The sequence below is a fragment of the Streptomyces griseofuscus genome, from assembly GCF_014673495.1.
Taxonomy (GTDB): domain Bacteria; phylum Actinomycetota; class Actinomycetes; order Streptomycetales; family Streptomycetaceae; genus Streptomyces; species Streptomyces murinus.
Map to the genome: position 1 here is coordinate 6,701,911 of NZ_CP051006.1, position 23,671 is coordinate 6,725,581.

A 23,671-nucleotide genomic window follows, 5' to 3' on the forward strand; every position below is an offset into this window, starting at 1 on the left:
CAGCGCAAAGGCGTTCTAGGCTCTTTCCTACCGCCGAGTCGCGCAGTGCGGGCACGGGCACCGCACACGCACCGGAGCGCCAGCGGTACGTGAGCGGCACCCATCACCGAGGGCGCCGCCGGGCAAGGAGGGCCGCATGACCGTACGGCGAGTAATGGGCATCGAGACGGAGTACGGCATCTCCGTCCCCGGCCACCCCAACGCCAATGCCATGCTCACCTCGTCCCAAATCGTCAACGCCTACGCGGCGGCGATGCACCGGGCCCGCCGGGCCCGCTGGGACTTCGAGGAGGAGAACCCGCTGCGCGACGCGCGAGGCTTCGACCTCGCCCGGGAGACCGCCGACGCCAGCCAGCTCACCGACGAGGACATCGGCCTGGCCAACGTGATCCTCACCAACGGCGCGCGACTCTACGTCGACCACGCCCACCCCGAATACAGCGCCCCCGAGGTCACCAACCCCCGCGACGCCGTCCTGTGGGACAAGGCAGGCGAACGCATCATGGCCGAGGCCGCCGAACGAGCCGCCCAGCTCCCCGGCGCCCAGCCCATCCACCTCTACAAGAACAACACCGACAACAAGGGCGCCTCCTACGGCACCCACGAGAACTACCTCATGCGGCGCGAGACCCCGTTCTCGGACATCGTGCGCCATCTGACGCCCTTCTTCGTCTCCCGCCAGGTCTTCGCCGGCGCCGGCCGCGTCGGCATCGGCCAGGACGGCCACGAACACGGCTTCCAGCTCAGCCAGCGCGCCGACTACTTCGAGGTCGAGGTCGGACTGGAGACCACCCTCAAGCGCCCCATCATCAACACCCGCGACGAACCTCACGCGGACGCCGAGAAGTACCGCCGCCTGCATGTGATCATCGGCGACGCCAACCTCTCGGAGATCTCCACCTACCTCAAACTCGGCACCACCTCCCTCGTCCTCGCCATGATCGAGGACGGCTTCATCGCGGTCGACCTGGCCGTGGACCAGCCGGTCCGCACCCTCCACCAGGTCTCCCACGACCCCGGCCTCAAGCACCTGGTCACCCTCCGCAGCGGCCGCACACTCACCGCCGTACAACTCCAGATGGAGTACTACGAGCTGGCCCGCAAATACGTCGAGGAACGCCACGGAGCCGACGCCGACGACCAGACCAAGGACATCCTCAGCCGCTGGGAGGACACCCTCACCCGGCTGGAGAACGACCCCATGAGCCTCGCCGGCGAACTGGACTGGGTCGCCAAGCGCGAACTGATGGAGGGCTACCGCAACCGCGACGGACTCGACTGGGACGCCGCCCGGCTCCACCTGGTCGACCTCCAGTACGCCGACGTACGGCCCGAGAAGGGCCTGTACAACCGCCTGGTGGCCCGGGGCCGGATGAAGCGGCTGCTGGACGAGTCCGAGGTCGAGCGGGCGCGCACCAAGCCGCCGGAGGACACCCGGGCGTACTTCCGCGGCCGCTGCCTGGAGCAGTACGCCGACGACGTCGCCGCGGCCAGCTGGGACTCGGTCATCTTCGACCTCCCCGGGCGGGACTCCCTCCAGCGTGTTCCAACCCTGGAACCGCTACGCGGAACGCGAAATCACGTCAAGGAGCTGCTGGACCGCTGCCGTACCGCGGAAGACCTGGTCAGGGTGCTTTCGGGCGGGTGAGCGGGGCCAGGGGGGTACTCGGTGCGGTCCGTGACGGCGGGTGGAAATCCCGCCGCCCGGGAATCATCGAGATGGCCCCCGTACGTTGCATGAACTGCGGGGCCGATGTCGGACCCGGCTTGTAGGGTCTGATCATCACCGATCGGCAGGCTAACTGAGCGGGGTGAGGGTTATGGCAACCAAGGACACCGGCGGCGGCCAGCAGAAGGCCACACGGTCCACCGAAGAGGTCGAGGAGCAGGCGCAGGACGCCCAGTCCTCCGAGGACCTCAAGGAACGACAGGAGAAGCTGTCGGACGACGTGGACTCCGTCCTGGACGAAATCGATGACGTACTTGAGGAGAACGCCGAGGACTTCGTGAGGTCCTTCGTGCAAAAAGGTGGAGAATAAAGGCACACTGGTCACTTCACCTTCGAAGTGAAGGTTACGGGGGATGCGGGTGGCTGAGGAGCCGAACGCCAAGGGATGTGGGAAGTGCGGGCGGGATCTGCCTCGCGCGGCCTTCGCGCGGGACAGGAACCGGCGTGACGGTCTTCAGCCTTACTGCCGGGAGTGCGTGGCGGAGTACAGCGCCACGCACTACCGGCGCCGTCGAGAGGCCATGGGCAAGACCGTCCGACAGAAAGTGACGGTCCCGCCCGGGCACAAACGCTGTCCGCAGTGCCAGGAGGTGAAGCCCCATACGGAGTGGGAGCGGAACAGGTCCTCGTCCGATGGTTGGGCGAGTTACTGCCGCACCTGTCGCGCGGGGCGGACCCGAACCAGCTACCTCAAGCGCAAGTACGGCCTCACCGAAGCCGAGCGGGACGCGATGGTGGCCTCCCAGCGGGGCTTGTGCGTGATCTGCTTGAAGGCTCCGGCCGCGCATGTGGATCACTGTCACAAGACGGGTAGGGTCCGTGGCGTACTGTGCTTCAACTGCAATTCGGCCATCGGCAAGTTGGGAGACGATCCCGACGCCGTACGCCGGGCCGCCGCCTATCTGGAAGGAATCTCGTGGAAGCCAATACTCGTGGCACCGGGCGTCTACCAGCTGCCTTCCTGACGCCCGGGTCCTCCTCCTTCATGGATTTCCTCGCCGGGCACCAGCCGGAGATGCTTCCCGGGAACCGGCAGCTGCCCCCGACTCAGGGGGTGATCGAGGCCCCGCACGGCACCACCATCGTGGCGGTGACCTTCCCCGGTGGCGTGGTGCTCGCCGGTGACCGCCGGGCGACCATGGGCAATGTGATCGCGCAGCGGGACATCGAGAAGGTGTTCCCGGCCGACGAGTACTCCGCGGTCGGCATCGCCGGCACCGCCGGTCTCGCGGTGGAGATGGTGAAGCTCTTCCAGCTGGAGCTGGAGCACTTCGAGAAGGTCGAGGGCGCCCAGCTGTCCCTGGAGGGCAAGGCCAACCGGCTGTCGACGATGATCCGTTCCAACCTCGGCATGGCCATGCAGGGCCTGGCCGTGGTGCCCCTGTTCGCGGGATATGACGTGGACCGGGACAAGGGCCGGATCTTCTCGTACGACGTGACGGGCGGCCGTTCCGAGGAGCACCACTTCGCGGCGACGGGTTCCGGCTCGGTCTTCGCCCGGGGCGCGATGAAGAAGCTGTTCCGTGACGACCTGACGGAGGAGCAGGCCACCACGCTGGTGGTGCAGGCCCTCTATGACGCGGCTGACGACGACTCGGCGACCGGTGGTCCCGATGTCGCCCGCCGGATCTACCCGATCATCACCGTGATCACCGAGGACGGTTTCCGCCGGCTGACCGGGGAAGAGGCCTCCGAGATCTCCCGTTCGGTGCTCCAGCGGCGCCTGGAGGAGCCGGACGGTCCCAAGGCCGCGCTGCTCTGAGCGCGGCCCGGTTCTTGACAAGGTGATCACAGTGACCATGACAGAAAGGGACGGATAACCGGTGTCGACGCCGTTCTATGTCTCACCTCAGCAGGCGATGGCCGACCGGGCGGAGTACGCCCGCAAGGGCATCGCTCGTGGCCGCAGCCTGGTGGTCATGCAGTACGCCGACGGCATCGTGTTCGCCGGCGAGAATCCGTCCCGCGCGCTGCACAAGTTCAGCGAGATCTACGACCGGATCGGCTTCGCGGCGGCCGGTAAGTACAACGAGTACGAGAATCTGCGCATCGGTGGCGTCCGTTACGCCGATCTGCGTGGTTACACCTATGACCGGGACGATGTGACGGCCCGGGGTCTGGCCAATGTGTACGCCCAGACGCTGGGCACCATCTTCTCCTCGGCGGCCGAGAAGCCGTACGAGGTGGAGCTGGTGGTGGCGGAGGTGGGGGAGACCCCGGAGGGCGACCAGATCTACCGGCTGCCGCACGACGGTTCCATCGTGGACGAGCACGGCTCGGTCGCGGTGGGTGGCAACGCGGAGCAGATCAGCAATTACCTGGACCAGCGGCACCGGGACGGGATGAGTCTGGCCGAGGCGCTGAAGCTGGCGGTGCAGGCGCTGTCGCGGGACACGAACGGCGGCGAGCGGGAGATTCCGGCGGAGCGCCTTGAGGTCGCGGTGCTGGACCGTACGCGTCCGCAGAAGCGGAAGTTCAAGCGGATCGTGGGCCGGCAGCTGGCGCGGCTGCTGGAGGCGGACGGCGCGGCCGCGGTCGCGGACGGCTCGGAGGAGTCCGACGACGCGGAGTAGTCCGCCGCCTTCCTGGTCCTGAGGTGCCCCGGCCGTTTCGGCCGGGGCATTTCGCGTTCAGTCCCGGGGGGCCCGTGGGGGCGCGGTGGAGCCGCGTACGACGAGTTGGACGGGGATGTCGCCGCCGTGGGGTTCGCGGCCTTCCAGGACGGCGAGGAGGGCGTGCATGCCGCGTTCGCCGAAGAGTTCGGCGTCGAGGTGGACGGTGGTGAGTTCGGGGTCGAGGGCGGTGGCGAGGGCGAGGTCGTCGAGGCCGGTGACGGAGATGTCGTCGGGGATGCGCAGGCCGAGGCGGCGGGCGGCCTTGTAGGCGCCGGCGGCGAGTTTGTCGTCGTCGCAGACGATGGCGGTGGGGCGGGGGCCGGGGGTGGTGAGGGCGGCTTCGGTGGCGGTGCGGGCGCCCTCGATGGAGATGGGTGCGCGGGCGGTGCTCAGTTGGGTGCCGGGGGTGGTGGTGAGGCGGGTGGTGAGTTCGCGGGCGCGGGCCTCGAAGGTCCAGGAGGGTACGTCGGCGGCGAGGTGCAGGATGCGGCGGTGGCCGAGGCCGAGGAGGTGGTCGGTGACCTGGCGGATGCCGTCGGCGATGTCGAGGTTGACGGTGGCGGCGCCGGGGCTGGCGGTGGGGTCGCTGTCGAGCATGACGAGGGGGAGGCGGTCGCCGCGGATGGCGGTGAGGGCGTCGGCGGCCATGGAGGAGGCGAGGACGCCGTCGAGGGCGGCCTGGGCGGAGGCGAAGGGGTCGCGGGCCGGGCCGATGCCTTCGGGGGAGGGGTAGAGGACGACGCCGAAGCCGTGCTGGGCGGCGACGCGGGCGGCGCCGGTGTAGACGCCGGCGAAGAACTCGGTGGTGAGGGCGGGTACGACGAGGAGGACGGTGCGGGTGCGGCCGAGGCGGAGGTTGCGGGCGGCGAGGTTGGGGCGGTAGTCGAGGGCGCGGGCGGCCTCGCGGACGCGTTCGGCGGTGGCCTCGGAGACGCGGCCGCGCCATTTGTCGCCGAGGACGAGGGAGACGGCGGCCTGGGAGACGCCGGCCGCGTGGGCCACGTCGCGGCTGGTGGGTCGCGTGCTGCTGCGTGCCACGGGTGGGCCTGCTCCTTCGCCTGGACGCCTGAACAGCGCACATGGTACGTATGGGAGTGGAAGTTATACGTAACACTTGGGCGTCGAGGCGCCTGGTGCGAGCCACGGGAGGCGCCGCGACATGGCCACGGGATATCTGGAGATACTCCGGGCGCGGCATGCGCTGCGGCTGCTGACGGGCACGTTGGTGGGCCGGTTGCCCAATGCGACGGCGGCGATCGCCCTGGTGCTGTTCGTGCGGGCGTCGGGCGGTACGTACAGCCTGGCGGGCGCGCTGGCGGCGGTGTACGGCGTCGCGAACGCGGTGGGGCAGCCGGTGCTGGGCCGGCTGGTGGATCTGTACGGGCAGCCGCGGGTGCAGTTGCCCGCGGCGGTGCTGGCGGCGCTGTCGATGACGGTGTTCGCGTTCGTGGGCACCGATCCGCTGCCGCTGGCGTATGCGGCGGTGGCGGCCTCGGGGTTGTGCGCGCCGCCGTTGGAGGGCGGGCTGCGGGCGCTGTGGCCGTCGGTGCTGCGGGGTGAGGAGCAGGTGCACTCGGCGTATGCGATGGACGCGGTGGCGCAGGAGGTCATGTTCACGGTGGGGCCGCTGCTGGTGACGGTGTGCGCGGCGGTGTGGGACGCGCGGGCGGCGCTGCTGGTGCTGAATGTGCTGGGGGTGCTGGGCGCGCTGTCGGTGGTGGTGTCGCCGCCGTCGCGGGCGTGGCGGTCGGCGCCGCGGGAGGCGCACTGGCTGGGTGCGTTGCGTTCGCCGGGGCTGCTGGTGCTGCTGGGGGCGTTCCTGTTCGTGGGGATGGCGCTGGGTTCGATCACGGTGGCGTCGGTGTCGTACGCGGACGGTCATGGCGGGGACGCGGTGTACGGCTGGTTGATGGCGGGGCTGGGGCTGGGCGCGCTGGTGGGTGGTTCGGTGTACGGGGCGCGGCAGTGGGCGGGGGTGCCGGAGCGGCGACTGCGGGTGCTGGTGGCGCTTCTGGCGGTGTGTTATCTGCCGTTGATGCTGATGCCGGGTGCGGTGGCGATGGTGTTGTTGTCGGTGGTGTCGGGGGTGTTCCTGGCGCCGTGTATCGCGTGTGCGTTCATCCTGGTGGACCGGCATGCGCCGCGGGGGACGGTCACGGAGGCTTTCTCGTGGCTGGTGACGACGTTCACGGTGGGCGCGTCGGTGGGTACGGGCCTTGCGGGGCCGGTGGTCCAGGCCGGTGGCACGGTGTGGGGTTTCGCGGTGCCGGGTGCTGCCGGGGTGGTGTCGTTGCTGGTGTTGCTGGCGACGGGGCGGGTCCTCGCAGCTCCTGTGCGGGGGGCGGTGGTTGCGGCTTCATCGGAAAATGATCCAAATCGTGCTGTCGAACCCCGTTTCAGCTCAACGGATCGGGCGTAATGTTCCCTCATGGACCGCCGCATTTTCGGGCTGGAGAACGAGTACGGCGTCACGTGCACGTTCAGGGGACAGCGCCGCCTGTCGCCTGACGAGGTGGCGCGGTACCTCTTCCGCCGTGTCGTGTCATGGGGCCGCAGCAGCAATGTCTTTCTGCGGAACGGCGCCCGGCTGTATCTCGACGTGGGCTCACATCCGGAATACGCGACACCCGAGTGTGACAATGTGATCGAACTGGTCACCCACGACAAGGCCGGCGAGCGCATTCTCGAGGGACTCCTGGTGGACGCGGAACGACGCCTGCACGAGGAGGGAATCGCGGGCGACGTCTACCTGTTCAAGAACAACACCGATTCGGCGGGAAACTCGTACGGCTGCCATGAGAACTATCTGGTGGCGCGGCACGGCGAGTTCTCCCGGCTCGCGGACATTCTGATCCCGTTCCTGGTCACGCGGCAGTTGCTGTGTGGCGCGGGCAAGGTGCTCCAGACTCCGCGGGGTGCCGTGTACTGCGTGAGTCAGCGTGCCGAGCACATCTGGGAGGGCGTGTCGTCGGCCACGACGCGTTCCCGGCCGATCATCAACACCCGTGACGAGCCGCACGCGGACGCGGAGCGCTACCGTCGGCTGCATGTCATCGTGGGCGACTCGAACATGTCGGAGACGACGATGCTGCTCAAGGTCGGGGCGACCGACCTGGTGCTGCGGATGATCGAGGCGGGCACGGTGATGCGGGATCTGACCCTGGAGAACCCGATCCGGGCGATCCGCGAGGTCAGCCATGACATCACGGGGCGGCGCAAGGTGCGTCTGGCCAGTGGCCGGGAGGCGTCGGCGCTGGAGGTGCAGCGCGAGTACTTCGACAAGGCGGTGGACTTCTGCGAGCGCCGCGGGATCCGTACGGGCACGGTCGAGCGGGTCCTGGAGCTGTGGGGCCGCACCCTGGACGCGATCGAGTCGGAGGAGCTGGACCGGATCGAGACCGAGATCGACTGGGTGATGAAGTACAAGCTCATCGAGCGGTACCGGGCCAAGCACAATATGACGATGTCGCATCCGCGGGTCGCGCAGATAGACCTCGCGTATCACGACATCCACCGTCGGCGCGGGTTGTACTACCTGCTGGAGAAGAAGGGTCAGGCGGCGCGGGTCTGCAATGACGTGCGGATCTTCGAGGGCAAGTCGGTTCCGCCGCAGACGACTCGGGCGCGGCTGCGCGGTGACTTCATCCGGCGGGCGCAGGAGCAGCGCCGGGACTTCACGGTGGACTGGGTGCATCTGAAGCTCAACGACCAGGCGCAGCGCACCGTGTTGTGCAAGGACCCGTTCCGCTCGGTGGACGACCGGGTGGAGAAGCTGATCGCCGGAATGTAGCGATCGGGCTGGTCGTGGTGGGTGTGGCGTTGCGGTGGTGTGTGCCGCAACGCCACACGCGCGTCGTGCGTTTCGTGTGCGGCGCGCGTGTCGGTCGTAGAGTTGCGCGCACGTCATCCGCAAGACCGACCGATTACGAGGCTCTTCCGTGCGCCGACGTTCGCTTCTTCTCGCCACCGTTCCCGCTGGACTGGTCACGCTCGCCGGGTGTGGCGGCAAGTCCGGTTCGAGTCAGGCCGGTGCGTCTCCGTCGCCCTCGGCGCCGAGCGCGCCGCCGCCCAAGATCGTGGACGGTCCGCTGCCGGCGATCACGGCGGGGACGCGGTTCGGTGAGAAGCCGACGGTGGCGAAGGGCGCGGGTGCGCCGTCGAAGAATCTGGCGGTGCGGACGGCGATCCCGGGGACGGGCCGTACGGTCGCGGAGAACGACTTCGTCCAGGCGAACTATCTGGGTCAGATCTGGGACACCGGCAAGGTGTTCGACAATTCGTACGACCGGCATGCGCCGCTGGTGATGCAGTTGGCGCAGGGCAGTCTGATCGACGGCTGGCGGTACGGTCTGGTCGGGAAGAAGACGGGCAGCCGGGTGGAGATCGCGGTGCCTCCGACCTGGGGTTATGGCAAGGCGGGCAATCCGCAGGCGGGGATCAAGGGGACGGACACGCTGGTGTTCGTCGTCGATGTGATCGATTCGTTCAACTCGAAGAGCTCGGCGCGCGGCAGGGCCGTTCCGCAGAACGATCCGGCGCTGCCGAAGGTCGCCACGGTCACCAATGGCACGATTCCGGTGGTGAAGGTCCCGCACACGGCCGCGCCGGACAAGCTGGTGTCCACGTATGTGCTGGAGGGCGACGGTCCGGAGCTGAAGGCGGATCAGACGGTGCTGTGCCAGTTCCAGGGGCTGGTGTGGGAGGGCGGCAAGACGTTCCAGCGGACGTACGGTTCGGGGCGGTTGAGCCAGTTCTCGCTGCCGCAGATGCAGGAGACGGTCAAGGGCCTGGCCCAGGGGCTGGTCGGCAAGAAGGTGGGCAGCCGGGTGCTGGTGGTGGTGCCGCCGCAGCTGGGGTACGGCGACAATCCGCCGAGCGGCGGCCCGGTGGGCAAGGGGGCGACGCTGGTGTTCACGGTGGACATCCTGGCCGCGATGTAGGGGGTGTCCGTGTAGGGCGGTGGGGGTGCGGGGATGAAAGACTGTCCGTGTTTCGTGTCGTACCTACGCAGGAGCTTTTGACGTGAACATCGAGAAGCCCGAGATCGACTTCCCCGAGGGCGATGCCCCGAAGGACCTTGAGATCAAGGACATCTGGGAGGGCGAGGGGCCGGTCGCCGAAGCGGGTCAGAACGTGACCGTGCACTACGTCGGTGTCGCCTTCAGCACCGGCGAGGAGTTCGACGCCAGCTGGAACCGTGGCACCCCGTTCCGCTTCCCGCTGGGTGGCGGCCGTGTCATCGCGGGCTGGGACCGCGGTGTGCAGGGCATGAAGGTCGGCGGCCGTCGCCGGCTGACCATTCCGGCCCACCTCGCCTACGGCGACCAGAGCCCGACCCCGGCGATCAAGCCGGGCGAGACGCTGATCTTCGTGGTGGACCTGCTCGCGGTCTGAGCCGTACCCGAGCCATCGGCCGTTTCCGATCGGATCCGACCGTCTGGGGCCCATGCCTGTCCGGGCATGGGCCCTCGGCTTTTGTCCCCGCGCCCGGGAGCGGTACGGTCGACGGTCGGAAGCACAAAACAGAAGGCGAAGGGCGTCGATGGCCATTGCCAAGGCCGAGCGGCTGATGAACCTCGCGCTGTGTCTGCTCGGCGCACGGCGGCCGCTCAGCAAGCGCGAGCTGCGTGACTCCATCGAGGCATACGTCGAGGCCGCGAGGCCGGAGAAGGGCGGCAGCGGCAGCGACGACTCCTTCAACCGGATGTTCGAGCGCGACAAGGACGATCTGCGCGAGCTGGGCCTGGTGATCGAGACCGTCGAGAACCTCGACGGCGAGGTCGGCTATCTCGCCCGCCGTGACAGCAACCGGCTGCCGCCCATCACCCTGGACGCCGAGGAGGCCGCCGCCCTCGGCCTGGCCGCCAAGGTCTGGCAGCAGGCCCGGCTCGCCGGTGCCGCCAGCGGCGCCCTCCAGAAGCTGCGTGCCGCCGGGCTGCCCGAGGAGGTCGACCCGTACGAGGGGCATGCCGCGCTGGAGCCGCGCATCCCGGTGCACGAGGCCGCCTTCGAGCCGCTGATGCTGGCCTGCCGCGACCGCCGCCCGGTCCTGTTCGACTACCGCAAGGCCTCCGCCGCCCACCCCGAGCCCCGGCATGTCGAGCCGTGGGCGCTGGAGTGCTGGCGCGGCCACTGGTATCTGGCCGGTTTCGACCGGGACCGGGGCGCCGAGCGCGTCTTCCGGCTGTCCCGGATCACCGGCAGGGTCCGCTCGCGCGGTACGGGCTTCACCGCGCCCGTGCCCGATGTGGTGACCGTCCGGGAGACCGTGGCGGGCTGGGCCGGTGAGACGGCCGACCGTTCGGCGCTGATCCGGCTGCGGTCCGGTGCCGGGTACCCGCTGCGGGCGAAGGCCGCGAAGGTGCGGGAACTCGGGGACGGCTGGGACGAGTTGGAGATTCCGTACGGCCATGGTCTGGATGCCTGGCTGGTGGAGTTCGGACCCGATGTGGTGGTCGTGGAGCCGGCCGAGCTGCGGGCCGATGTGGTGGACCGGCTGCGTGCCGTGGCCAAGGGCTGAGGGGGAGCAGGACTGTGGCAGGCAAACCGGCCAGGGCCGTCAACGCCATCGACCAGACCCGGCGGATGCTCTCCCTGGTGACGTATCTGCGGGAGCGGCCCGGCGCACGGATCGCGGATGTGGCCCGCGCCTTCGGCATCACCGAGGACGAGCTGGTCGCCGATCTCGATCTGCTGCCGATGTGCGGGACCAGTTTCCGCGGCGGCGATCTGCTGGACATCGACACCGACGGCGAGCGCATCTGGTGGCACAACCCGGCGGCGCTCGGTGAGGAGGCCGCGGAGCCGCTGCGGCTGGCCGCCGACGAGGCGACCGCGCTGCTGGTGGCCGCCCGCGCCGTCGCCACCCTGCCGGGGCTGCGCGAGGGCGACCGGCAGGCGCTGCTGCGGGCCACCGCCAAGGTGGAGACCGCGGCCGGCGAGGCAGCGGGCGCCAGTTCCCGGCTGTCGGTGACCTTCGAATCGGAGGGCGGTGTCTTCGCGGACGTGGACCGCGCCATCTCCGAGCGCCGCCGGCTGTGGATCCGCTACTACTCCCCGGCCCGCGACGAGGTCACCGAGCGGGAGATCGACCCGATCCGCCTGGTCAGTGTCGGTCACACCTATGTCGAGGCGTGGTGTCGCCGCTCCGAGGCCCGGCGCACCTTCCGGCTCGACCGGGTCGCCGAGATCCGCATCCTGGACGAGCCGTCCGCGCCGCCCGAGGTGGAGCTGCGCGATCTGTCCGAGGCGCTGGTCCAGCCGGCCGCGGAGGACCCCGAGGTGGTCGTCGAGGTCGGGCCCGGTGGCCGCTGGGTCGCCGAGTACTACCCCCACGACAGTGCCGAGGAGCTCTCCGACGGAGGGCTGCGCATCACCCTGCGCACCCCCGAGCCGGCCTCCCTGCGCCGCCTGGCGCTGCGCCTGGGCCGCGACGGCCGGATCGTCTCCCCGCCCGAGCTGGCCGACAGCGCCCGTCGCGCGGCCGCCGAGGCGCTGGCGGCGTACGACGTCCCGCACGGACCGGCGCCGGAAGCCGCCGGGGCGCGCGGGTGAGCCGCCGGGCGGCGGGTCCCGCCCGCTCTTTAGGGCGTGCCCGCCGTGCGCGTCCGGGGCGTCCGGCAGGCGGGCGAGTGGCGGTTCGGCCGGTGGTCCGGCCGGTGGAAGAGGAGTGACGGCTGTGAACGAGTCCGCGGTGTCCGAGGTGTCCGAGGCGAGCGGGATGACGGTGGCGACCGCGTTCGCGGAGATGCGGGGCGTGGCCCCCGTGGTGTTCAGGGCCGGCTGCCCGGACTGCCGGGGCCGCTTCGAGCTGTCCGCGAGCGAGCTGCGCCTGGCCATCGGCGCCAGCGACCGGACCACGTTCTACTCCTTCACCTGCCCCGACTGCGGTGCCGCGGTCCGTAAGCCGGCCGGGGAGCGCATCGTGGAACTGCTCACGGACGGCGGGGTGCGGACCCTGCGGCTCCATTCGGCGGTGTAGCAGGCCGCCGCCCCGGTGCGGCCGGGTGCGGGGCGGGCCGCCGGACGGTCTAGGCTCGGCGTCATGTTCTGGCCGATGTTCGCGGTAGCCATGGGGTTCCTGGGCCTCGCCGTCCTGGGAGTCCTCGCCGTCCGGGTGTTCGTGGAGGCGCGGCGCCTCGGGCGACAGGTCGCGGACTCCGCGCAGCGCATCAACCGGGCGGCCGAGGACCTGGAACGGTCGGCGGTGAGCGCGGTTCAGGCGGTGGACGCCCTGTGATGTCGTCTTGTGATGCGCTTTGGGTCACTTCGCCCTGTCACCCTGCCGCTCCGGCCAGGTACGCTGCTGGTCGCGGCCCGGAGATCGAGGCGCGGTCCGCAGAGCTGGAGTACGCACGGGGTGTGTCCGACGTTCACCCCCGGGCGATACGATCGCTGCCGGCACGATGGTCGGACACCTGTCCGATCAGTCGGACAAGCCGTCGCCCCGCCTCAGTGAGAAGGTGAAGACTTATGTTCCGCAACGCACTTGAGCCGTGGCACCTGGTGCTTCTGGTGCTGGTCATCGTCCTCGTGTTCGGTTCCAAGAAGCTCCCGGACATGGCTCGTTCCCTCGGCAAGTCCGCTCGCATCCTGAAGAGCGAGGCCAAGGCGATGAAGGACGACGGCGGCAAGCAGAACGCCACCCCGGCCCAGTCCGCCGAGGAGCCGACTCCCGCGCAGCGCACGATCCAGGCCGCGCCCGGCGATGTGACCAGCTCCCGCCCGGTCAACGAGCCGACCGACTCCACCCAGCGCTGACGCGAGGACCGGGGGTTCCGGTCCGCTGCACGAGATGAGGATGTGGGTTGCCCAAGTCCGCCCGCACGGAGAGGGACCCCGAGGGGCGCATGCCGCTCGGGGATCACTTGCGTGAGCTGCGCAATCGGCTCACCAAGGGTGTCCTGGCGATCGTCGTCGTCACGATCGTCTCCGCCTTCTTCTACAAGGACATCATCGACTTCATCACCGCGCCGCTGCTGCGTTCGGTGGGCTGCCACCAGTCCTTCGGTGAGCTGTCGAAGGCCAGCAAGGACACCCACTGCGCGCACATCACCATCGGTGACCTGCTGGGCCCGTTCACGCTGGCGCTGAAGGCGTCGCTGACCGCCGGTGTGGTGCTGGCCTCCCCGGTCTGGCTCTACCAGCTGTGGGCGTTCGTCGCGCCCGGTCTGCACCGCCACGAGAAGAAGTACGCGTACGCGTTCGTCGGCTTCGGCGTCCCGCTGTTCCTCAGCGGCGGCTTCCTCGCGTACCACGTGCTGCCCATCACGGCGAAGGTCATGATCGACCTCACCCCGTCCGGGGTGGAGAACCTGCTGTCGCTGGACAAGCTGCTCGACCTGGTCACGCGCATGGTGGTGGTCTTCGGTCTCGCCTTCGAGATGCCGCTGCTGCTGGTCATGCTCAACCTGACGGGCATCCTGTCCGGGAAGCGCATGCTCGGCTGGTGGCGTGCCATGGTCGTCGGTATCGCCGCCTTCGCGGCGGTGGCCACGCCCGGCGCGGACCCGATGTCGATGCTGGCGCTGGCGGCGCCGATCTGGGCGCTGTTCTTCATCGCGGTGGCCTTCTCCCTGATCAACGACCGGCGCCGGGCCCGCCGTGCGGACGACGGACTGTCGGACGACGAGGCCTCGGAGCTGGACCTCACGCCCGAGGCGGTCGGCGAGGTGGAGTCCGTGAGCGCGAGCTCCGCCCCCGAGCTGCCGGGCAAGGACCACGTCAACGGCTACGACGATGTGACCTGACCCACAGAGCGGACGAGGCGTACCGCCCCCGGCCCGGGTTCTCCCGGGCCGGGGGCATTTCTCTGCTCAGCGCACGTTCGGGATAATGATCGTCCTGTTGTCGGTGGGGCCCGGTACGCTCGAAAGCACGATGACAGAGGATCTCTCACCGGCCGAGCGGTACGCGGCGTCCCGCAAGAGGGCAGCCGAGCAGGCCACCGCGCTCGCGTCCTTCCGCGAGATGTACGACTTCGGCCTCGACCCCTTCCAGATCGAGGCCTGCCAGGCACTCGAAGCCGGCAAGGGCGTGCTGGTCGCCGCCCCCACGGGCTCGGGCAAGACGATCGTGGGCGAGTTCGCCGTCCACCTCGCCCTGCTCCAGGGCAAGAAGTGCTTCTACACGACACCCATCAAGGCGCTGTCGAACCAGAAGTACGCCGACCTGTGCCGCCGCTACGGCGCGGACAAGGTCGGCCTGCTCACCGGCGACAACAGCGTGAACTCCGAGGCGCCGGTGGTCGTGATGACCACCGAGGTGCTCAGGAACATGCTGTATGCGGGCTCCCAGACCCTGCTGGGCCTCGGCCATGTGGTCATGGACGAGGTGCACTACCTCTCCGACCGCTTCCGCGGCGCCGTCTGGGAGGAGGTGATCATCCATCTGCCCGCCTCCGTGACCCTGGTCTCGCTGTCCGCGACCGTGTCGAACGCGGAGGAGTTCGGCGACTGGCTGGACACCGTCCGCGGTGACACCGAGGTGATCGTCTCCGAGCACCGGCCCGTGCCGCTGTTCCAGCATGTGCTGGCCGGGCGGCGGATGTACGACCTGTTCGAGGAGGGCGAGGGCCACAAGAAGGCCGTCAATCCCGACCTGGCGCGCCTCGCGCGCATGGAGGCGGCCCGGCCGTCGTACCAGGACCGCCGCCGGGGACGGTCGATGCGGGAGGCCGACCGGGAGCGGGAGCGCCGCCAGCGTTCGCGGGTGTGGACGCCGGGCCGGCCCGAGGTCATCGAGCGCCTGGACGCCGAGGGCCTGCTGCCGGCCATCACCTTCATCTTCAGCCGTGCCGGCTGCGAGGCCGCCGTACAGCAGTGCCTGTACGCGGGGCTCAGGCTGAACGACGAGGAGGCGCGGGAGCAGGTCCGGGCCCTGGTCGAGGAGCGCACCGCCCATATCGTCCCCGAGGACCTGCATGTCCTCGGGTACTACGAGTGGCTGGAGGGCCTGGAGCGGGGCATCGCCGCCCACCACGCGGGCATGCTGCCGACCTTCAAGGAGGTCGTGGAGGAGCTGTTCGTGCGCGGCCTGGTCAAGGCCGTGTTCGCGACCGAGACCCTGGCGCTCGGCATCAACATGCCCGCCCGCTCCGTGGTGCTGGAGAAGCTCGTCAAGTGGAACGGCGAGCAGCACGCCGACATCACGCCGGGCGAGTACACCCAGCTGACGGGCCGTGCGGGCCGGCGCGGCATCGATGTCGAGGGCCATGCGGTGGTGCTCTGGCAGCGCGCCATGAGCCCCGAGCACCTGGCCGGTCTCGCGGGCACGCGTACGTATCCGCTGCGCTCCAGCTTCCGGCCGTCGTACAACATGGCGGTCAATCTGGTCGAGCAGTTCGGGCGGCACCGTTCGCGCGAGCTCCTGGAGACGTCGTTCGCGCAGTTCCAGGCGGACCGCTCGGTGGTCGGGATCTCCCGGCAGGTGCAGCGCAATGAGGAGGGGCTGGCCGGTTACCAGGCCTCCATGACCTGTCACCTCGGCGACTTCGAGGAGTACGCGCGGCTGCGGCGCGAGCTGAAGGACCGGGAGACGGAGCTGGCCCGGCAGGGCGCCCATCAGCGGCGGGCCGAGGCGGCCACGGCGCTGGAGAGGCTCAAGCCGGGCGATGTCATCCATGTGCCCGCCGGCAAGTACGCGGGGCTCGCCCTGGTGCTGGACCCGGGTCTGCCGGCCGGCCGTTCGAACGGCCATCGCGGCTTCGACCACCAGGACGGCCCGCGCCCGCTGGTGCTGACGGCCGAGCGGCAGGTCAAGCGGCTGGCGTCGATGGACTTCCCGGTGCCGGTGGAGCCGCTGGACCGGATGCGGATCCCGAAGACGTTCAATGCGCGCTCTCCGCAGTCCCGCCGGGACCTGGCCTCCGCGCTGCGCTCCAAGGCCGGGCACATCCCGCCGGAGCGGGCCCGCAAGAAGCGCTCCCAGGCCGCCGACGACCGGGAGATCGCCCGGCTGCGCACCGCCCTGCGCGCGCATCCCTGCCATGGGTGCGACGACCGTGAGGACCACGCCCGCTGGGCCGAGCGCTATCACCGGCTGCTGCGCGACACCTCGCAGCTGGAGCGCCGGATCGAGGGCCGTACGAACACCATCGCGCGGACCTTCGACCGGATCGTGGCCCTGCTGACCGAGCTGGACTATCTGCGGGGCAATGAGGTCACCGAGCACGGGCGGCGGCTCGCCCGGCTCTACGGCGAACTGGACCTGCTGGCCAGCGAATGCCTGCGCGAGGGCGTCTGGGAGGGCCTCGCGCCCGCCGAACTCGCCGCGTGCGTCTCGGCGTTGGTGTACGAGTCACGGCTCAGCGACGACGCCATGGCGCCCAAGGTGCCCTCCGGCAAGGCGAAGGCCGCGCTGGGGGAGATGGTGCGGATCTGGGGCCGGCTCGACGGTCTGGAGGAGGACTTCCGGATCAGCCAGACCGAGGGCGTGGGCCAGCGCGAGCCCGATCTCGGGTTCGCCTGGGCCGCCTATATGTGGGCGTCGGGCAAGGGCCTGGACGAGGTGCTGCGTGAGGCGGAGATGCCCGCGGGCGACTTCGTGCGCTGGTGCAAGCAGGTGATCGATGTGCTGGGGCAGATCTCCGCGGCGGCGCCCCGCGAGGGCTCGACCGTGGCCAAGGCCGCGCGCAAGGCCGTCGATCAGCTGCTGCGGGGCGTGGTGGCCTACTCGTCGGTGGGCTGACCGGCATCTCGGCGACGACCGGCTCATCCTTCGGGGTGAGCCGGTTTTCGTATGCCTGTACGCCCTGACCGAACGTGTTCGAATGGAAGCTCAGCGTGCAAATGGGGCCGAGCGTACTCCTGGTGCCGAGGGGATTTCAGGCGGTCGCTGAATATGACACGGCGATGATCCGGTCGGACTAAGCTCGCCCGCGGCGCACCAAGTTGAGGTAATTCGCGCGCCTGTTCCCAAACATGCCGAAGATCCGGTCTGTGCCATGAATCTTCCCCCCGAAAACTCTCCCGACACCCAGCCGATCCGTCCCAGAAGGCATCCATGGTGAGTGTTCCGAAGCCGCCCGGTCGCCGGGAACGTCCCTACGCCCGCGTCCTGTTGCCGCCCGCCATAGTGATGGCCGTGGCGAGCGCGGTCGCCGTCGCCCTGGTGCCGCAGTCGGCGCGGGTCGCCGTCGGCCTGTGCGGGGCCCTCGCCGTGCTGCTCGTCCTGGTCACCGGCGCCGAGGCCGCCCGGCGCGGCCGGCTGCTCCGCGAGGAGCAGGCCGCGCACGCCCGCGACACCGCCTGTCTGGAGGAGCGGCTCGCCGAGCACGAGGCGCTGATCCACCGCTTCACCAACGACATCCTGCCGTGGGGCTTCGCCCGGCTCTCGCGCGGCGAGATGCTCCGCGACGTCCTCGCGAACGTCTATGACGCCGACCCCGACCTGCGTGTCCTGCCCGATGTCTACCGCGAGATGACCCGGGTCGCGCTGCGCGGCGCCGACCACGAGATCACCATGCGGATCGCCACCGAGCGCTCCTTCGTCAGCATCGCCCGCCGCGTCCAGGCCATCGTGCACCAACAGGCCGTGGAACTGCGGGAGATGGAGGAGGACCACGGCCGCAACCCCGAGGTCTTCGACGACCTGCTGCGGCTGGACCACGGCAGCTCGCTGATCGGCCGGCTCGCCGACACCATCGGCGTCCTCGGCGGCGGCCGCCCCGGCCGCCAGTGGCCCCTGCCGGTGTCCCTCTACAGCACCCTGCGCGGCGCCATGTCCCGGATCCTGGACTACCACCGCATCCATCTGGCGTCGATCTGCAACATCAACATCAAGGGCACCGCGGTCGAGCCGGTCATCCACGCCGCGGCCGAACTCTTCGACAACGCCACCCGCTACTCGCCGCCCACCACCAAGGTGCATGTCACCGCCGTGGAGGTGCAGACGGGCATCGTCATCGAGATCGAGGACGCCGGGGTCAGCCTCAACGAGGAGTCCCGGATCCGCATCGAGAAGATGATCGAGGACGCCAAGAACGGCGACGACGCGCACAACCTCGGCGACAACCCGCGCCTCGGCCTCGCCGTCGTCGGACGGCTGTGCAAGCAGTTCGACATGGAGGTCTCGCTGCGCACCTCCGCGTACGGCGGGCTGCGCGCGATCCTCATCGTGCCGCGCGTGATGACCACCACCGAGCCCGGTGTCGGCGTCGCCCACGGCATCGGCGCGACCGGCATCCCGATGCCCGAACTCGGTGCCGTCGAGGGCCCCAGGCGCCGGCCCAAGAAGCGCCGCCCCACCAGCCCGAAGATCCCCGCCGGGATCTCCATGGAGGACGACGTCCCCGAGGTCACCGAGTGGACGGCGGGCGGGCTGCCGCAGCGCCGCAGCCGGGTGAAGGTCCCGCTGAGCCAGCGCTGGGCCGAGGAGGCCGCCATCGAGCGGGCCGAACGCGAGGGCCGCCCCACCATCTGGTCCCAGACCCGTCAGGAACCCGAGCCCGAGCCGGAAGTGGACCCCGAGCGCCAGAAGCTCATCGAACGCCCGCCGGGCATGTGGATCGACGACTTCTTCGACGGACTGCGCAAGGGCATGCCCGAGGACGCCACCGCCCCCGAGCTGACCGACTTCACGCTCAACCCCACCAAGTACCTGCACCTGATCGATGACTCGGCCGCCCCCACCGAGGCCGACGACGAGGGGACCGTCCAGTGATCCAGCAGCGAGGCAACTTCGACTGGATGCTCAAGCAGCTCAACGACGGAGTGCCGGGCATCGAGATGATCGTGGTGCTCTCCTCCGACGGCCTGCGCATCGCCCGCTACGGCGGCGATCCCGACGCCGCCGACCGGGTGGCCGCCGCCTGCGCGGGCGTGCAGAGCCTGGCCGGCGCCATCATCCAGGAGATCCCCGGCGCCGGCGAGATGAAGGTCGTCGTCGTGGAGATCGAGGGCGGCTACTTCTATCTGATGAACGCGGGCGCCAACGCCTACCTCGCCGTGCTCGCCGACGTCACCTGTGAACCGGGCCGGATGAGCGGCATGATGCGCGACCTCGTCGTGCGGATCGGCGCCCACCTCACCAGTCCGCCCCGGCGGGACGGGCAGACCGTATGACCCCTCCACGACGACAACGGCGCCAGCCGAACCCGCCGAGCCCGCCGTCACCTTCCCCGTCCTCACCGCGGTTACGGCCGCCCCCGTACGCCGAGACGCCGGACGGCCGTACCCCGCACAGCGCGGTGGACGGCCGGTCCGCGCACGGCGTCGCGGACGGGCCGCACGCGCACGGCACCCCGGACGGCCAGCCCCCGCCCCGCAACCCCGAGCGGCTCTACGCCGTCACCGGGACCGCCGACGGCGGCCGCGCCGAACTCGACCTGGTGACCCTGATCGTGGCCCGCCGGACCCCGCCGCCCGGCGCCTCGCCGGAGCACACGGCGGTGCTCGACCTGTGCGCCGCCCCGCTGTCCCTGGCCGAGCTGTCCGCCTATCTCGCCCTGCCGTTCAGCGCGATGACCGTACTGATCACGGAGATGATCACGGCCGAACTGGTGCAGGCGCGCGCCCCGGCCACCCGCCGCACGGCCCCCGACCGTTCCCTCCTCGAAGCGGTGATGCATGGACTTCAAAAGCTCTGACACGATCCCCGGACCGCGCACCGCGGACCAGTTGCCGCACACGGCCCAGGCCGCGGTGAAGATCGTGATCGTGGGCGGCTTCGGTGTCGGCAAGACCACCATGGTCGGCTCCGTCAGCGAGATCAAACCGCTGACCACCGAGGAGACCATGACCCAGGCCGGCATCGGGATCGACGACAACTACGGCTCCGAGACCAAGACCGCCACCACCGTCGCCATGGACTTCGGCCGGATCAGCATCACCGACAAACTGGTGCTCTACCTGTTCGGCACCCCCGGCCAGGAGCGCTTCTGGTTCTTGTGGAACGGCCTGTTCGAGGGCGCGCTCGGCGCGGTCGTGCTCGTCGACACCCGGCGCCTGGAGGTCAGCTTCGACGTCATGGGCCGCCTGGAAGAACGCGGCGTGCCCTTCGTGGTCGCCGTCAACTCCTTCCCGGACGCGCCCCGTTACCCCGTCGAGGAACTGCGCACCGCGCTCGATCTGACGCCCGAGATCCCGATCATCGACTGCGATGTGCGCCGCCGCGCCTCCAGCAAGGACGTGCTGCTCACCCTGATGCGGTTCCTGCACTCGCTCGCCCTCTCCGGCGCCCTCGCCTGACTCACCCGCACTCCTTCTCCGTTCCGGAGCGATCACTGTGACGCCTGAACACCAGCCGCCGACCGGCACCCCGGCCACCGACACCCACGACCCCCTGTTCGGGCCGCCGCCCGGCTGCCCCGCGGGCGCCCTCGGCCCCGGGGGACTGCACCGCCTCTACGGCGCGGGCGCGGAGGACCTGGACGACCTCTACGAACGGCTGCGCGAGCAGTACGGCCCGGTCGCCCCCGTACTGCTGCACGACGACGTACCGATGTGGGTGGTCCTCGGGCACGCCGAGAACCTCTAGGTGGTGCGCAGCCCCTCGCAGTACACCCGCGACAGCCGTATCTGGGCCCCGCTCCTGGACGGCCGGGTCAAACAGGACCACCCGCTGATGCCGCACATCGCCTGGCAGCCCATCTGCTCCCATGCCGAGGGCGACGAACATCTGCGGCTGCGCAACGCCGTCACCTCCGCCATGGCCACCATCGACCACCGCAGCGTCCGCCGGCACATCGGCGGCCACACCCAGCACCTGGCCAACAGCTTCTGCGAGCGCGGCCGCGCCGACCTCGTCGCCCAGTTCGCCGAACATCTGCCGATGGCGGTGCTGTGCGAGATCCTCGGCATGCCCGAGGAGTACAACGACCGGATGGTGCAGGCCGCCCGGGACGCCCTCAAGGGCACCGAGACCGCCATCCAGAGCCATGCCTACGTCATGGACGCGCTGAACCGGCTCACCCTGCGCCGCCGCGCCCGGCCCGAGGACGACTTCACCAGCCACCTCGTCATGCACGAGGCGAAGCTCAGCGACGACGAGGTCCGTGAACATCTGCGGCTCGTCCTGTTCGCCGCCTACGAGGCCACCGCCAACCTGCTCGCCAACGCGCTGCGCATGGTCCTGACCGAACCGGGTTTCCGTGCCCGGCTCAACGGCGGGCAGATGACCGTACCGGAGGCGATCGAGCAGTCCCTGTGGGACGAGCCGCCCTTCAGCACCGTCTTCGGCTACTACGCCAAGCAGGACACCGAGCTGGGCGGGCAGCGCATCGCCAAGGGCGACGGGATCCTGTTCGCGCCCGCGCCGGGCAACATCGACCCGCGGGTACGGCCCGACCTGGCCGCGAGCATGCAGGGCAACCGCTCCCACCTCGCCTTCGGCGGCGGCCCGCACGAGTGCCCGGGGCAGGACATCGGGCGCGCCATCGCCGATGTCGGCGTCGACGCCCTGCTGACCCGGCTGCCCGACGTCCAACTGGCCTGCGCCGAGGACGAGCTGCGCTGGCGCTCCTCCATCGCCTCCCGGCATCTGGTGTCGCTCCCCGTACGGTTCGAACCCAAGCCGCAGCAGGACGCCGACATGCCGCCCCGCGCCTACGCGGGCCCCGGTCTGCCCGCCGATCTGCGGCTGCCCGCCCAGCGCCGGGAGTCGCAGGGCGCGGCGCTCCCCGCGGCCGTACCGCCGCCCCGGCCCGCGCCGGAACCGCCGGTCCCGGTCGGCGCCCCGGCGCGGGGGCCCTGGCAGCGGCTGCTGCGCTGGTGGCGCGGCGAGTGACCGGGCCGGTTCAGTCCGCCGCCCAGTGGGGGTAGGAGGACCAGGCCAGCAGGGTGCGCCCGCTGGTGAACGCGTGCTCGGCGCCGGTGACCGGATCGGTGAACTCCAGCCTCCGGGCGAGCAGTTGCAGGGGGCGGCGGAAGTCACCGGCCGGCACCGGCGGGAGCACCTGCGGGTAGAGCGGGTCGCCGAGGATGGGTACGCCGAGCGCGTTCAGATGCACCCGGAGCTGGTGGGTCTGCCCGGTGCGGGGGAGCAGCCGGTAGCGGCCGAGGGCGCCCCGCCGCTCCGCCAGCTCCACCCGGGTCTCGGCGTTGGGCTCGCCCGAGACCTCCCGGGCGGCCTGCACCCCGCGCTCCTTCAGGATCCGGCTGCGCACGGTCCGGGGAAGGGTGAGCGCCGCGTCGTACGGCGCGACGGCCTCGTACTCCTTGGCCACCCGGCGGGCCCCGAACAGCGTCTGGTAGGCGCCGCGTTCCTCGGGCCGCACCGTGAACAGCACCAGGCCGGCGGTGAGCCGGTCCAGACGGTGGGCGGCCGAGAGCGTCGGGATGCCCAGGTCGTGCCGCAGCCGGGCGAGCGCGGTCTGGGTGACATGGCTGCCGCGCGGGGTGGTCGCGAGGAAGTGCGGCTTGTCGGCCACGACGATGTGCTCGTCCCGGTAGACCACCGGCAGCGGGAACGGCACGGGCACCTCGGCGGGCAGCTCGCGGTGGAACCACACGAACATCCCCGGCCGGTACGGCGCGTCCGCCGGGACCGCCCGCCCGTCGGCGCCCACGATCCGCCCGGCCGCGAACATCGCCTCGATCACCCCGGGCCCGGCACCGGAGAGCCGCGCCACCAGATGCTCGCCGACGGTGGCCCACTCCTCGCCCGCGGGCAGCCGCACCCGCACGGGGTCGACCCCGTCGCGCTGGGGGAGTGGGGCGGGCGGGGGCGGCGTACGGCGTCTCACCTGGTCAAGGGTACGAGGGGAGGGGTGACGGGTGCAGTATGTCGGTCATGCCCATTCTCACCAGCCCGGTACTGACCGCCGGCGCCCTCGCCCGTATCGACCAGCCCGTCATCCCGACCGGTGACGGTCTGGTGCTGCGCCCCTGGCGGGCGGGGGACGCGCCCGCCGTGCACGCGGCGTTCCAGGATCCGCTGATGCATCGCTTCCACGGCAAGTCCTGCGAGTCCGAGGCGGAGGCCGCCGGGTGGATCACGCAGTGGCAGGAGGCGTGGGCAGGAGAGCGGGAGCCGCAGTGGGCGGTCGTGGCCGAGGGCACCGAGCGGCTGCTGGGCAGGGTCGCGCTACGGCAGATCGAGCTGGCCGACGGTTCGGCCGAACTCGCCTACTGGACCGTGGCGGGGGCCCGTGGCCGTAACGTGGCGACCCGGTCGGCCGCCGCGCTGACGCACTGGGCGTTCGAGGAGATCGGCTTCCACCGGCTGGAGTTGATGCACTCCACCGCCAACGAGGCGTCCTGCCGGGTCGCGGCCAAGGCCGGGTTCGCCCCGGAGGGCACCCGGCGCAAGGCGTATCTGCACCTCGACGGCTGGCACGACATGCATCTGCACGCCCGGGTGCGCGGGGACTGAACCCGCGCGGGCGGCC

The 23,671-nt window shown here is 70.5% G+C and carries 23 protein-coding genes and 1 pseudogene; 22 read left to right on the forward strand and 2 right to left on the reverse strand.

What is annotated here, in order from left to right:
• Nucleotides 1-136: 136 nt before the first annotated feature.
• The 5 genes from dop to prcA all read left to right on the forward strand — a co-directional run bounded on the left by dop (nucleotide 137) and on the right by prcA (nucleotide 4,302).
• Complete coding sequence (gene dop / locus HEP81_RS30485; RefSeq protein WP_337999716.1) at nucleotides 137-1,648, forward strand: depupylase/deamidase Dop; 1,512 nt, start codon at nucleotides 137-139, stop codon at nucleotides 1,646-1,648.
• A 172-nt stretch (nucleotides 1,649-1,820) separates the two neighbouring features.
• Complete coding sequence (locus tag HEP81_RS30490) at nucleotides 1,821-2,039, forward strand: ubiquitin-like protein Pup (RefSeq protein WP_037651273.1); 219 nt, start codon at nucleotides 1,821-1,823, stop codon at nucleotides 2,037-2,039.
• Nucleotides 2,040-2,082: 43 nt separating this feature from the next.
• Nucleotides 2,083-2,694 carry an endonuclease VII domain-containing protein gene (locus HEP81_RS30495; RefSeq protein ID WP_037651272.1) on the forward strand — a complete coding sequence of 204 codons (612 nt, stop codon included), beginning with the start codon at nucleotides 2,083-2,085 and terminating at the stop codon, nucleotides 2,692-2,694.
• Nucleotides 2,646-3,491, forward strand: coding sequence for a proteasome subunit beta (gene prcB, locus HEP81_RS30500; RefSeq protein ID WP_037651270.1), 846 nt, complete (start codon nucleotides 2,646-2,648; stop codon nucleotides 3,489-3,491). Before HEP81_RS30495 ends, prcB begins: the two co-directional genes overlap by 49 nt.
• Nucleotides 3,492-3,552: 61 nt before the next feature.
• Complete coding sequence (gene prcA, locus HEP81_RS30505) at nucleotides 3,553-4,302, forward strand: proteasome subunit alpha (protein ID WP_037651268.1); 750 nt, start codon at nucleotides 3,553-3,555, stop codon at nucleotides 4,300-4,302.
• 57 nt (nucleotides 4,303-4,359) lie between these two features.
• On the opposite strand, the gene HEP81_RS30510 is transcribed toward prcA, so the two are convergent.
• The gene (locus HEP81_RS30510) at nucleotides 4,360-5,382 is read right to left on the reverse strand and encodes a LacI family DNA-binding transcriptional regulator (protein ID WP_037651266.1); all 1,023 of its coding nucleotides are present in this window, start codon (nucleotides 5,380-5,382) and stop codon (nucleotides 4,360-4,362) included.
• Between the two features lie 121 nt (nucleotides 5,383-5,503).
• On the opposite strand from HEP81_RS30510, the gene HEP81_RS30515 reads away from it, so the two are divergent.
• The 16 genes and pseudogenes from HEP81_RS30515 (at nucleotide 5,504) to HEP81_RS30590 (ending at nucleotide 22,068) form a co-directional block, all read left to right on the forward strand.
• Nucleotides 5,504-6,763, forward strand: coding sequence for an MFS transporter (locus HEP81_RS30515; RefSeq protein WP_037651264.1), 1,260 nt, complete (start codon nucleotides 5,504-5,506; stop codon nucleotides 6,761-6,763).
• A 9-nt stretch (nucleotides 6,764-6,772) separates the two neighbouring features.
• Nucleotides 6,773-8,134 carry a Pup--protein ligase gene (pafA, locus tag HEP81_RS30520; protein ID WP_037651260.1) on the forward strand — a complete coding sequence of 454 codons (1,362 nt, stop codon included), beginning with the start codon at nucleotides 6,773-6,775 and terminating at the stop codon, nucleotides 8,132-8,134.
• Nucleotides 8,135-8,282: 148 nt separating this feature from the next.
• A complete protein-coding gene (locus HEP81_RS30525; RefSeq protein ID WP_037651258.1) occupies nucleotides 8,283-9,284 on the forward strand; it encodes an FKBP-type peptidyl-prolyl cis-trans isomerase in 1,002 nt (333 codons plus the stop codon).
• An 82-nt stretch (nucleotides 9,285-9,366) separates the two neighbouring features.
• Nucleotides 9,367-9,738: an FKBP-type peptidyl-prolyl cis-trans isomerase gene (locus tag HEP81_RS30530; protein WP_037651256.1), complete on the forward strand. Its 372-nt coding sequence runs from the start codon at nucleotides 9,367-9,369 to the stop codon at nucleotides 9,736-9,738.
• Nucleotides 9,739-9,886: 148 nt separating this feature from the next.
• A complete protein-coding gene (locus tag HEP81_RS30535; RefSeq protein ID WP_037651254.1) occupies nucleotides 9,887-10,864 on the forward strand; it encodes a helix-turn-helix transcriptional regulator in 978 nt (325 codons plus the stop codon).
• 14 nt (nucleotides 10,865-10,878) lie between these two features.
• Nucleotides 10,879-11,898, forward strand: a complete 1,020-nt coding sequence (locus HEP81_RS30540) for a helix-turn-helix transcriptional regulator (RefSeq protein WP_051849852.1) — start codon at nucleotides 10,879-10,881, stop codon at nucleotides 11,896-11,898.
• A gap of 124 nt (nucleotides 11,899-12,022) precedes the next feature.
• Nucleotides 12,023-12,325: a CpXC domain-containing protein gene (locus tag HEP81_RS30545; protein ID WP_190276048.1), complete on the forward strand. Its 303-nt coding sequence runs from the start codon at nucleotides 12,023-12,025 to the stop codon at nucleotides 12,323-12,325.
• A gap of 63 nt (nucleotides 12,326-12,388) precedes the next feature.
• Entirely contained in the window at nucleotides 12,389-12,583 is a 195-nt protein-coding gene (locus tag HEP81_RS30550; RefSeq protein WP_037651252.1) for a hypothetical protein, read from the forward strand.
• A 233-nt stretch (nucleotides 12,584-12,816) separates the two neighbouring features.
• Nucleotides 12,817-13,104, forward strand: coding sequence for a Sec-independent protein translocase subunit TatA (gene tatA / locus HEP81_RS30555; RefSeq protein WP_037651250.1), 288 nt, complete (start codon nucleotides 12,817-12,819; stop codon nucleotides 13,102-13,104).
• A gap of 47 nt (nucleotides 13,105-13,151) precedes the next feature.
• Nucleotides 13,152-14,093 carry a twin-arginine translocase subunit TatC gene (gene tatC / locus HEP81_RS30560; protein ID WP_172427346.1) on the forward strand — a complete coding sequence of 314 codons (942 nt, stop codon included), beginning with the start codon at nucleotides 13,152-13,154 and terminating at the stop codon, nucleotides 14,091-14,093.
• A gap of 85 nt (nucleotides 14,094-14,178) precedes the next feature.
• On the forward strand, nucleotides 14,179-17,031 hold the full coding sequence (locus HEP81_RS30565) for a DEAD/DEAH box helicase (RefSeq protein WP_037651247.1): 2,853 nt from the start codon (nucleotides 14,179-14,181) through the stop codon (nucleotides 17,029-17,031).
• Nucleotides 17,032-17,346: 315 nt separating this feature from the next.
• The gene (locus tag HEP81_RS30570; protein ID WP_243279630.1) at nucleotides 17,347-19,005 is read left to right on the forward strand and encodes an ATP-binding protein; all 1,659 of its coding nucleotides are present in this window, start codon (nucleotides 17,347-17,349) and stop codon (nucleotides 19,003-19,005) included.
• Entirely contained in the window at nucleotides 19,002-19,406 is a 405-nt protein-coding gene (locus HEP81_RS30575) for a roadblock/LC7 domain-containing protein (RefSeq protein ID WP_037651243.1), read from the forward strand. The genes HEP81_RS30570 and HEP81_RS30575 overlap by 4 nt, the downstream gene beginning before the upstream one ends.
• A complete protein-coding gene (locus tag HEP81_RS30580; protein ID WP_078967128.1) occupies nucleotides 19,403-19,930 on the forward strand; it encodes a DUF742 domain-containing protein in 528 nt (175 codons plus the stop codon). The genes HEP81_RS30575 and HEP81_RS30580 overlap by 4 nt, the downstream gene beginning before the upstream one ends.
• The gene (locus tag HEP81_RS30585) at nucleotides 19,911-20,531 is read left to right on the forward strand and encodes a GTP-binding protein (protein ID WP_037651241.1); all 621 of its coding nucleotides are present in this window, start codon (nucleotides 19,911-19,913) and stop codon (nucleotides 20,529-20,531) included. Before HEP81_RS30580 ends, HEP81_RS30585 begins: the two co-directional genes overlap by 20 nt.
• A 37-nt stretch (nucleotides 20,532-20,568) precedes the next feature.
• Nucleotides 20,569-22,068 (forward strand): annotated as a pseudogene (locus HEP81_RS30590) (cytochrome P450).
• A 10-nt stretch (nucleotides 22,069-22,078) separates the two neighbouring features.
• Here HEP81_RS30590 and HEP81_RS30595 read toward each other — a convergent pair.
• Nucleotides 22,079-23,026, reverse strand: coding sequence for an RluA family pseudouridine synthase (locus tag HEP81_RS30595; protein ID WP_037651238.1), 948 nt, complete (start codon nucleotides 23,024-23,026; stop codon nucleotides 22,079-22,081).
• A 47-nt stretch (nucleotides 23,027-23,073) separates the two neighbouring features.
• Between HEP81_RS30595 and HEP81_RS30600 the strand changes: the two genes are divergently transcribed.
• The gene (locus HEP81_RS30600) at nucleotides 23,074-23,655 is read left to right on the forward strand and encodes a GNAT family N-acetyltransferase (RefSeq protein ID WP_037651349.1); all 582 of its coding nucleotides are present in this window, start codon (nucleotides 23,074-23,076) and stop codon (nucleotides 23,653-23,655) included.
• The last annotated feature ends 16 nt before the right edge of the window (nucleotides 23,656-23,671 follow it).

Bases quoted from the DNA above. Each gene is read 5' to 3' on its own strand.
- HEP81_RS30565 (WP_037651247.1), top strand. From the start codon at position 14,179: ATGATCGTCCTGTTGTCGGTGGGGCCCGGTACGCTCGAAAGCACGATG.
- HEP81_RS30580 (WP_078967128.1), top strand. From the start codon at position 19,403: ATGACCCCTCCACGACGACAACGGCGCCAGCCGAACCCGCCGAGCCCG.
- HEP81_RS30570 (WP_243279630.1), top strand. From the start codon at position 17,347: ATGGTGAGTGTTCCGAAGCCGCCCGGTCGCCGGGAACGTCCCTACGCC.
- HEP81_RS30490 (WP_037651273.1), top strand. From the start codon at position 1,821: ATGGCAACCAAGGACACCGGCGGCGGCCAGCAGAAGGCCACACGGTCC.
- dop (WP_337999716.1), top strand. From the start codon at position 137: ATGACCGTACGGCGAGTAATGGGCATCGAGACGGAGTACGGCATCTCC.
- HEP81_RS30515 (WP_037651264.1), top strand. From the start codon at position 5,504: ATGGCCACGGGATATCTGGAGATACTCCGGGCGCGGCATGCGCTGCGG.
- HEP81_RS30600 (WP_037651349.1), top strand. From the start codon at position 23,074: ATGCCCATTCTCACCAGCCCGGTACTGACCGCCGGCGCCCTCGCCCGT.
- HEP81_RS30535 (WP_037651254.1), top strand. From the start codon at position 9,887: ATGGCCATTGCCAAGGCCGAGCGGCTGATGAACCTCGCGCTGTGTCTG.
- HEP81_RS30550 (WP_037651252.1), top strand. From the start codon at position 12,389: ATGTTCTGGCCGATGTTCGCGGTAGCCATGGGGTTCCTGGGCCTCGCC.
- tatA (WP_037651250.1), top strand. From the start codon at position 12,817: ATGTTCCGCAACGCACTTGAGCCGTGGCACCTGGTGCTTCTGGTGCTG.
- pafA (WP_037651260.1), top strand. From the start codon at position 6,773: ATGGACCGCCGCATTTTCGGGCTGGAGAACGAGTACGGCGTCACGTGC.
- HEP81_RS30585 (WP_037651241.1), top strand. From the start codon at position 19,911: ATGGACTTCAAAAGCTCTGACACGATCCCCGGACCGCGCACCGCGGAC.
- HEP81_RS30495 (WP_037651272.1), top strand. From the start codon at position 2,083: ATGCGGGTGGCTGAGGAGCCGAACGCCAAGGGATGTGGGAAGTGCGGG.